At 67.3% G+C, this 5149-nt stretch carries 6 protein-coding genes; 3 read left to right on the forward strand and 3 right to left on the reverse strand.

What is annotated here, in order from left to right; genetic code table 11:
- Positions 1-1809: hypothetical protein (locus WA317_RS09920; protein ID WP_425172866.1), on the forward strand; the 1809-nt coding region annotated here is incomplete at its 5' end.
- Between the two features lie 19 nt (positions 1810-1828).
- Here WA317_RS09920 and WA317_RS09925 read toward each other — a convergent pair.
- Complete coding sequence (locus WA317_RS09925) at positions 1829-2608, reverse strand: S-methyl-5'-thioadenosine phosphorylase (protein ID WP_425172871.1); 780 nt, start codon at positions 2606-2608, stop codon at positions 1829-1831.
- A 37-nt stretch (positions 2609-2645) separates the two neighbouring features.
- Here WA317_RS09925 and WA317_RS09930 point away from each other — a divergent pair, with 37 nt between their 5' ends.
- Positions 2646-3518, forward strand: coding sequence for a 1,4-dihydroxy-2-naphthoate polyprenyltransferase (locus WA317_RS09930; RefSeq protein WP_425172867.1), 873 nt, complete (start codon positions 2646-2648; stop codon positions 3516-3518).
- Positions 3519-3578: 60 nt separating this feature from the next.
- On the opposite strand, the gene WA317_RS09935 is transcribed toward WA317_RS09930, so the two are convergent.
- Positions 3579-3893, reverse strand: a complete 315-nt coding sequence (locus tag WA317_RS09935; RefSeq protein ID WP_425172868.1) for a DUF4229 domain-containing protein — start codon at positions 3891-3893, stop codon at positions 3579-3581.
- Positions 3894-3939: 46 nt separating this feature from the next.
- Here WA317_RS09935 and WA317_RS09940 point away from each other — a divergent pair, with 46 nt between their 5' ends.
- Positions 3940-4101 carry a hypothetical protein gene (locus WA317_RS09940; RefSeq protein ID WP_425172869.1) on the forward strand — a complete coding sequence of 54 codons (162 nt, stop codon included), beginning with the start codon at positions 3940-3942 and terminating at the stop codon, positions 4099-4101.
- A gap of 16 nt (positions 4102-4117) precedes the next feature.
- Here WA317_RS09940 and WA317_RS09945 read toward each other — a convergent pair.
- Positions 4118-5149: MinD/ParA family ATP-binding protein (locus WA317_RS09945; RefSeq protein WP_425172870.1), on the reverse strand; the 1032-nt coding region annotated here is incomplete at its 5' end.

The following is a 5149-nucleotide window of genomic DNA, read 5'->3' on the forward strand; positions in this document are numbered from 1 at the left end:
GGGCGCGACGAAACAGCTACCGACCGCTTCAGACGCGGGCAGCAAGCGGGCCGTGTCGATCCTCACCGCCCACCTCCGCGCGAACCAAGGCAAGCAGAACCAGCCGCGGCGCCCAGAGCCTCGGCGAGGCGGTGGAATACCGGCCGCGACATCGTCGCCGCGGTTTTGTTGTTCATTGCGCCCCTCTTCCCCTTCAACCTGTATTTCGGCATCGGTATCCCGCACAGCAACGGCATGCTGTTCGCGCTGCTCGCGACGGCGACCGTGCTGTCTCTGCTGGCCGTCGCCGTCAATCTTGCGAGGAAGACGAGCCCGGTGACCGGCCGGCTCCGGCTGGGGCTCAACGCCCCTTACCTGCTCCTGGTGGCGGGCTTTGTGGCATTCGACGTCGTGCAGACGGTGCGATACGGTGGCAGCGCCAATGTGCCGGGCGGTATCGGCCCGGGCGCGTGGCTTGGGCTGGGCGGCGCACTGTTGAGTGCCCAACCTGCGCTCACCGGCACCGCAGCTGACGACGACGGCTTCCGAAAGTGGTTGCTGTCGGCCCAGATTGTCGGCTACGTGTCGATAGCCCTTGCGGCGCTGTCCGTTTTGTTCAATCTGTTCTGGCGAGTGAAAGCCGCCCTGCCCGGCTCAGCCGGCTTCGGCACCCAACATGTGTCGATCATCGCGACCGCGGTGGTGTACGGCCTCGTGACTTTTGCCGCCGTCGTCGTCGCCTCCCGCTGGGTCCTGCAAGGCCACAGCAGGTCGTCGCGGCTCGCAACCATTGCGCTGGGCGCGTCCACTCTGGTGGCCGGGGTTGTCGTCTGGTTTCTTCCCTTCGGCCGCGAGATCGACGGATTCCACGGCATCGCGCAGAACACCTCAACAGCCGGGGTGGGCTTCGAGGGATATCTGCCATGGGTGGCGGCGGCGGCCATATTTGCACCGCTGACCTTGCTCAGAGTGGTCACCACCCATCAGATCGACCGGGGTGTCTGGCGGGCAGCGGCCCGAAAAGGGTTGCTGCTCATTGCGATTTGGTGCGCGGCCTCGGTCTTGATGCGAGCGACGGACGTGATCGTCGCGGCCGTACTGCACCTGTCGCGTTCGCCGTATGACAGCGCGGCCATGGCGGCGTTCGATGTGGTGACCGCAGTGCTTGCGGTCTGGCTTCGCATCAACTTGCTCAACCGTTCGCTTCCGCTCGCCGTGATCTCGTCACTGTGCGGAGTTCTGCTGGTTTTCACTGTCGCCCGCATCGTCGTAGGCATCGCCTTGGCGCCCCGGGTCGCGGGTACGTCTGCCGAGGCGGGTAACCCGGTCTACGGGAACAACCTAGCGCAACAGATCACCAGCACATTCGACCTCGCGCTCAGCGGCTTGGCGCTGTGCATCCTGGCGGTCGCAATTGTCACCGCGCGCTTCGTTCAACGTCGGCCGCAGCCCGGCGACCGGAGCCGGTCGGCTGCCCTTCCTCCGGCCGGCTGGGACGCCGGAACCTCCCAGATGCGCGCCGGCGCAGCCCAAAGCCCGGCAGCCGGATCGCAACGGCCGGCGTCACCGCCGCCGCGAATCCATCGTTCGGCCGAGCAACCGACGAGCCGGATGCGCGTCGGCGCCGGGCGCGACGATGCCAGACAACAACCACCGGTCGGGCCGCCTCAGATCTTTCGGTCCGACAGCTCGCGACAGGGCAACCTCGGCCCGACATCGCAGCGTCCCGGGCAGCAACCTTCGACCGGCGCGCCGAAAATCCACCCGTCGCAGCAGGATCCGCGCCAACGGCCCGGCGGCGGGCCGACGTCTGGAGAACGCCCGCGGTAACTGCCGCCGCACGGATGGCTCAAGGTTTCTCGAACGGTGGCTCGGCATCGATGTGCGAAAGGCAGTGCGTGCAGGTGTTTTCGACGGATACCTGAGCGATCGCCTCGTGTACCAGCCGTTTGAACGGCTCGATGTTCTTCTCGAATTCGGCGAATACGTCAACGGCTTTCACTCCGCCACCGACGTCGATGCCGGCGTCCAGATCAGTCACCAAAGCGACCGCGGCGTAGCACATGTCGAGTTCGCGGGCCAACGCCGCCTCCGGGTAGCCGGTCATGTTGACCAAAGTGAAGCCGGCGGATGCGAACCACCGGCTTTCCGCCCGGGTGGAAAACCGCGGCCCCTGAATCACCACCATGGTGGCGCCGTCGACCACGCCGGGCCTGCCGGTGACCGCCGACCGAAGCGTCGGGCAATAGGGGTCGGCGAAGGCGGCATGCGCACCGCCGGAGTCGAAATAAGTGTCGGCGCGGCCGCGAGTGCGGTCCACCAGCTGGTCGGGCACTACCACCGCGCCCGGCCCGAAGTCGGGAGTCAGGCTGCCCACCGCGCAGGGCGCGAAAACCCGTCGTACCCCGAGCGCACGCAGCGCCCACATGTTCGCCCGGTACGGCACGGTGTGCGCCGAGTATTCGTGGCGTGCGCCGTGCCGCGGAAGGAATGCGACCTCGTGCCCGCCGACGGTGCCGACCGTGATCGGGGCGCTGGGCGCGCCGAACGGGGTGTCCGCCTCGACGGTGCGGGCGTCGGCACCGAAGAAGGTGTAAAAGCCGCTTCCGCCGATCACTGCGAGCACCAACTCATTGTCGGGCATGGCGTCGTGGAACGATCGGGGCGTGGCCAGTTTCGCGCAGTGGATAGAGGGTGCGCGGCCGCGGACGCTGCCGAACGCGGTGGCGCCGGTGGTCGCCGGTACCGGTGCGGCGGCGTGGTTGCACGGAGCGGTGTGGTGGAAGGCGCTTCTGGCGCTGACCGTTGCGGTGGCGTTTGTCGTCGGGGTGAACTTCGCCAACGACTACTCCGACGGCATCCGCGGCACCGACGACAACCGGGCCGGCCCAGTGCGGCTGGTGGGTTCCCGGCTGGCGGCCCCGCGTTCGGTACTGACCGCGGCCGTGCTGAGCCTGACCGTCGGCGCTGTGGCCGGTCTCGTGCTGGCGCTGTTCAGCGCACCATGGTTGATTGCGGTGGGCATCGGGTGCGTCGCGGGGGCCTGGCTGTACACCGGAGGCTCAAAACCGTACGGCTACGCAGGCTTTGGCGAGCTCGCGGTGTTCGTCTTCTTCGGCCTCGTCGCGGTGCTGGGCACCCAGTTCACCCAGGCACTGCGGGCGGATCGGGTGGGGCTGATGCTGGCGGTGGCGACGGGGGCGTTGTCGTCGGCCGTGCTGGTCGCCAACAACCTGCGCGACATCCCCACTGACGCGCAGGCCGGCAAGATCACTCTGGCGGTGCGGCTGGGCGACGCCGGGACGCGCCGGCTCTACATCGGATTGCTGCTGGTGGCCGGCCTGCTGACGCTCGGACTGATCGCCGTGACGCCGTGGTGTGCGGCGGGTCTGGTCTCGGCACCGTTGGCGGTTCGGGCCGCAAGGCCAGTGTGGTCGGGCCGCGGTCGACGAGAATTGATACCGGTGTTGCGTGACACCGGGCTGACCATGTTGGTGTGGTCGATGGCGGTGGCGGCAGCATTGGCTTTCGGCCGCTGACCGGATGCGCTAAGCAGCCTTTTCCAGCAGTGCGCTGATCGCCGCGCAGTTGTGCTCAAATCACTCCCCGTCGGCCGGCATTTCACCGCGCAGACGGGCCTGAAGCTGCTCCCGGTCGCGGCGGCGGCGCTCGTTTGCGCTCGCCAAGGCAGCTGTCGCCCGGCGGCGCATCGAGCCGAACAGCCACATGCCCAGCGGCATCGCGATCACCAGCGCGAACAGTAAGGCGACGGGCAGGGGAAACTCGTGAATACCGAGCAGCCAAGCGATTCCGTAGATGGCGGCGCTGAGCACGGCGACCAGTGCCAACCGGGCCACCACGTACAGCACGATGTAAACGGCTGCAGCGCCTTTGGAACTGGGTCCTGTCGACACAGTTCGAGCCTACGGCGCAGGTATATTCGAACCAAGGAGGTGTTGAGTGCTCTACCTGCTCCTCGTCCTGGTTCTGGGGACTCTGATCTACCTAGGCTGGCGCGCGGTTCGTTCGCAGGTCAATCGACCGAAGACGCGGGTCATCGGACCGGACGACGACCCTGACTTTCTGTGGCGGTTAGGCCACGGCGACAACAATCCGCGATAGGCGGTCGTCCGTCCAGTTAGATGAAAGCCGCGTTGGACCGTCGCTCGTCGCTCGGGAATCCGTCAGCCACCACGGCGGCCAGCTCGATGAGCGCCTCGCGGGTCTCCCGCCTCAAGTGCTCCAAGCTGATCTCCGCGCCCTCTTCCAGATGCGGGTCGAACGGGACCAGTCGCACCGCGCGGCAGCGCCGCGAGAAGTGATCGACCACCTTCTGCATGTCGACTTTGCCGGAGCGGGGCCGCACGGCGTTGATGACCGCGATCGAATTGCGCACCAGGTCTTCGTGGCCGTGCGCGTCCAGCCAGTCCAGCGTCGCTGAGGCGCTGCGCGCGCCGTCGATCGAGCCGGAGCTGACCACGATCAGGGTGTCGGCTTTGGACAGCACCGACGACATCGCCGAGTGCAGCAGGCCTGTCCCGCAATCTGTGAGCACCAGGCCGTAGTACCGCTCGAGGATTTCCAGGGTGCGTGTGTAGTCCTCGGCGCTGAACGCCTCTGACATCGCCGGGTCGCTTTCCGAGGCCAGGACTTCCAGCCGGCTCGAGCCCTGCGAGGTGTAGCTGCGAACATCGCTGTAACGCTCGATGCCTTCGGCGTCGCGCAGCAGATGCCGCACGGTGGCCGGTGTCTCCAACGGCACCTTCTGGCTCAGCGTGCCGCGGTCAGGGTTGGCGTCCACCGCGACCACCCGGTCACCGCGAATGGAGGCGAACGTGGCGCCCAGCGTGGCGGTGATGGTGGTCTTGCCGACGCCGCCCTTCAGCGACAGCATCGCAACCCGGTAGCAGCCCCGCAACGGCCGGTTGACCTGAACCACGAGGTCGTTGTACCGGTTGACCCGCGGGCTTTCCCCGACGTTGATCAGTTCGCCCGACAAAACGTAGAGCCACCGGCGCCACCCCTCTGACGGCGGCGGCTTGACCTGTCGCAACAGCGTGCTGGTCGACAGTTCGGGATACGGCGACGAGTGTATGGCCGGGCGCTGCGGCGCTTGCGGCGCCGCCTCAGTCGGGGGGCCGTAGTAGTTGTACTGCGGCGAGTCGACAAC

The sequence above is a fragment of the Mycobacterium sp. genome (assembly GCF_049802695.1).
GTDB lineage: Bacteria > Actinomycetota > Actinomycetes > Mycobacteriales > Mycobacteriaceae > Mycobacterium.